Genomic DNA, 3,824 nt, shown 5'->3' with positions numbered 1-3,824 from the left:
CACCGCCTTCGACGAGCGCATCCACCAGGCCCGCCGGCATCCCGGCCAGCTCCACACCGCCCAGAACCTGCGCCGCATGCTCCAAGGCAGCGCCATCCGCGAGTCCCACCGCGCCTGCTCGCGCGTCCAGGACGCCTACTCCCTGCGCTGCATGCCGCAGGTGCACGGCGCGGTGCGCGACGCCCTGGCCCACGCCCGCAGCGTCTTCGAGATCGAAGCGAACTCCGCCGTGGACAACCCGCTGGTCTTCTCCAAGACCGGCGAGGTCCTCTCCGGCGGCAACTTCCACGGCGAGCCCCTGGCTTTCGCGCTCGACTTCCTGGCCATCGCGCTGGCCGCGCTGGCGGGCATCTCGGAGCGGCGCATCGAACGCCTGGTCAACCCCGCGCTCAACGAGGGCCTGCCGCCGTTCCTGGCGCCGGGCGCGGGCCTGCACTCGGGCTTCATGATGGCCCAGGTCACCGCCGCCGCCCTGGCCAGCGAGAACAAGGTGCTGGCGCATCCCGCTTCGGTGGACTCCATCACCACCTCGGGCAACAAAGAAGACTACGTCTCCATGGGCATGGCGGCCGCGCTCAAGCTGCGCAAGGTGCTGGAGAACGCGCGCCAGGTGGTGGCCATCGAGGCCATCGCCGCCGCCCAGGGCTTGGATTTCCTGCGCCCGCTCCAGACCTCGAAGCGTGGCCAGGCCGCCCTGGCCGCCATCCGCTCCGTCTGCCCCACCGTCGAGCACGACCGCGCCATGGCCGCCGACTTCGCCCGCGTGGCCGAACTGATCGCCGCCGGCAAGCTGGCCGAGATCCTAAGGTAGTCTCACCACAGAGACACAGGGAGTCGGAGACTCGGGTATGGTTCTTTCAATGGCTCGACGACCCGATGACTCAATCCCCCTGGGTCTTCCCAGCCAAGCCAAGCTGATCGGCGATGGCCCGCATGGCCGCGATGCAGAAGCTGATGTGCTCGTCCAGGTCCACGCCCAGGGCGGCGGCCCCGTTGACGATGTCGTCGCGGCTGACGCTGCGGGCGAAGGCCTTGTCCTTCATCTTCTTGCGTACCGAAGCCGCCTCCACCTCGGCCAGCGACTTGTTGGGCTTGACCAGGGCGGTGGCGGTGAGGAAGCCGGCTAGCTCGTCGCAGGCGAAGAGCGCCTTCTCCAGCCGGCTCTCGCGCGCGACGCCGGTGTAGTCGGCGTGCGAGAGGATGGCGCGCCGCAGCTCCTCGGGATAGCCGTGCTCCTCCAGGATCTTGCTGCCCACGAAGGGATGCTCCTGGGCGGTGGGGTATTTCTCGTAGTCGAAGTCGTGCAGCAGCCCGGTCACGCCCCAGAAGTCTTCGTCTTCGCCGAACTTGCGGGCGTAGGCGCGCAAACAGGCCTCCACCGCCAGGGCATGGCGGCGCAGGTTCTCCGAGGGGGTGTACTCACATAGTAAACTCCACGCCGCCTCGCGCCTGACTCCTTGTTTCTCCTGGTTTTCGCCCATTTTCCTCCCTCTTTCCTGGATGCTCTCCGGGGTTTTGCCCAAAGATTTCCGAGAATTGTATTGACAGAGACGGTACGTATGCCTCAGATTACTGGGCGAGTTGTGAGTGGTACCGGGCCCCGCACGCGGTGATGCCGGCTCTGGCATCTCCCACAACCTGATGGCCACTACTCTCGCCCCCGTGGATTCACGGGAAGTTGTGAGATGTGACCGTTGCCACTTGGTCCAGTTCCGGACCACCAACAATCTTTGCCGCCGTTGTCACACCTCCCTGGACGCGGAAGAGCCCCCGGTGGCGGCCGCGCCGGAGACACCGGTCCCGGCCAACGGCAATGGCAACGGCAACGGGCACTCCCACCTGCAGATCGCCTTCGCCATCCGCTCGCTGCGCCAGCGCAACGGGCTGAGCCAGCGCCAACTGGCGCTGCGCATGTCGGTGCCGCGTACCTACGTCTCCAAGATCGAGAACGAGAAGGCCACCCCCACGCTGTCGTCGCTGGAGCGGCTGGCGCGGGCCCTGGAGGTCAGCGTCCCCGACCTGCTCGACGGCGGCGATCGCAGCCGCGAGCTGGAGATCCGGGAACTGCTGAGCGACGATTTTATCGCGGAATTGCTGCCCTTCGTGGCCAAGCTCAACGGCATGCAGTGGTCCAGCGTGCTGGCGCAGGTGCGCGACCTGGCCCTGCGCCCCCGCCGCCACTCCTGAGATCCGTCGCTGTACCTTTGCCGACCCAGCCGGGGCCCTGCGCCCCGGCTTTCTTCGTCCGCCCGCCCCTTTCCCGGCGGACGCCTCGGGCTTCGAAAGTCCCGGCCGCGACGAATCCTGCGAATTGCAAGAAAGGCGGGGCTTGTGTTAGCTTCCCCCTAGTCGAGGTCGCTTTGCACACCAAAGTAGCGGGGTTGGACCGCAGGGAGTCGGAGGTTTACGCCCGGCTCGATCCCAAGCGGCTTCCCCGGCACATCGCCATCATCATGGACGGCAATGGCCGCTGGGCCAAGCGCCGCCACCTGCCCCGCATCGCCGGGCACCGCGCGGGTGTGGCCGCGATGCGCTCCACCGTGGAGACCGCCGCCCGTATCCACCTCCCCGCCCTGACTCTGTACGCCTTCTCCGCCGAGAACTGGAAGAAGCGCCCGCCGGCCGAGGTGCAGTTCCTCATGGCCCTGCTCAAGCGCTACCTGCGCGCCGAGGTCCCTACTCTCAACCAGAACAACATCCGCCTGGAGTACATCGGGCGGCTGCACGAGCTGCCCGAGGACGTGCAGGGGCGCATGGCGTGGGCGCGCGAGTCCACCGCCCGCAACACCGGCATGGTGCTCACCTTGGCGCTCAACTACAGCGCGCGCCTGGAGCTGGTGGACGCCTTCCAGGCCATGGCCCACGCCGCCGCCAACAACGGCGGCCTCCAGCACCTGCAGGTGGACGAGGAGATGGTCGACCGCTATCTCTATACCCGCAACCTGCCCGACCCTGACCTGGTCATCCGCACCAGCGGGGAGATGCGGCTCTCCAACTTCCTGCTCTGGCAGTTGGCCTACGCCGAGATCTACGTGACCGAGACGCTGTGGCCGGACTTCCGCGGGCGGCAGCTCCTGGAGGCCCTGGAGGAGTACCAGCGGCGAGAGCGGCGCTTCGGCGGCATCGGCAGCGCCCATGGCGACGGCGCCAGCGGCGCGCACTCCTAGGATGAAGCGCGTCGCGACCGCGGTCGTCCTCATTCCCTTGGTCCTGCTGGCAGTGTTCCGGGCGCCTGTCTGGCTGCTCACCCTGGTCGTGATGCTGGTGGCTCTTCTGGCCACGCGCGAATACCTGGAGATCGTCAAGTCCTACGGCCTGGTTCCCTTCCGCTCCACCATCTACACCTTCCTCGTTCTCTCCTTCGCCGCGGCGGGCACGCTGCTGGTGATGGCCGACTCCCTCGACATCCGCAAGAGCGAGGACGCCTACGTTCTGTTCCTGGTGGCCATCGTCCTCTTCACCGCGGCGATCCTGCTGCTTATCCTGGCCATGCGGCAAGCCGACCTGGCCAAAGCCCTGCCGTCCGCCGCAGTTTCCTTCCTGGCATTGCCCTATATCACGCTGCCGCTGGTGGGGCTGGTCTCCCTCCGTGGGGCCGGGGCGGGCTGGTTCGCCGTTCTGTATCTGCTGGCGGTGGTCTGGGGTGGCGACATTTTCGCCTACTACACCGGCCGCGCCATCGGGCGCCATAAGCTGGCCCCACGAATCAGCCCGGGGAAGAGCTGGGAGGGCGCCATCGCGTCCTTCGTGGGTGCCGTGGTCCTGGGCGGCCTGTTGGGCCGCTTCGCGCAGCCGGTCGCGTCATTTCTGGCGCGCCTCCACCT

5 protein-coding genes are annotated in these 3,824 nt (G+C 67.5%); 4 read left to right on the top strand and 1 reads right to left on the bottom strand.

All coding sequences use genetic code 11. The features are described from left to right. A partial coding sequence (locus VEG08_04690; GenBank protein HXZ27281.1) for an aromatic amino acid lyase occupies window positions 1–811 on the top strand: 811 nt, incomplete at its 5' end. A gap of 70 nt (window positions 812–881) precedes the next feature. On the opposite strand, the gene VEG08_04685 is transcribed toward VEG08_04690, so the two are convergent. After that, window positions 882–1,481, bottom strand: coding sequence for an HDIG domain-containing protein (locus VEG08_04685; protein ID HXZ27280.1), 600 nt, complete (start codon window positions 1,479–1,481; stop codon window positions 882–884). Between the two features lie 220 nt (window positions 1,482–1,701). Here VEG08_04685 and VEG08_04680 point away from each other — a divergent pair, with 220 nt between their 5' ends. The 3 genes from VEG08_04680 to VEG08_04670 form a co-directional block, all read left to right on the top strand. Then, entirely contained in the window at window positions 1,702–2,187 is a 486-nt protein-coding gene (locus tag VEG08_04680; GenBank protein ID HXZ27279.1) for a helix-turn-helix transcriptional regulator, read from the top strand. 173 nt (window positions 2,188–2,360) lie between these two features. Continuing rightward, a complete protein-coding gene (locus VEG08_04675; protein ID HXZ27278.1) occupies window positions 2,361–3,167 on the top strand; it encodes an isoprenyl transferase in 807 nt (268 codons plus the stop codon). A 1-nt stretch (window position 3,168) separates the two neighbouring features. Next, on the top strand, window positions 3,169–3,824 hold a 656-nt coding region (locus VEG08_04670; GenBank protein ID HXZ27277.1), incomplete at its 3' end, for a phosphatidate cytidylyltransferase.

The sequence above is a fragment of the Terriglobales bacterium genome, assembly GCA_035624475.1.
Lineage (GTDB): Bacteria > Acidobacteriota > Terriglobia > Terriglobales > Acidobacteriaceae > DASPRL01.
This window is presented reverse-complemented; position numbering and strand designations above follow the sequence as displayed.

Coding starts and splice junctions, on each gene's coding strand:
- VEG08_04685 (HXZ27280.1), bottom strand. CDS start 1,481: ATGGGCGAAAACCAGGAGAAACAAGGAGTCAGGCGCGAGGCGGCGTGG.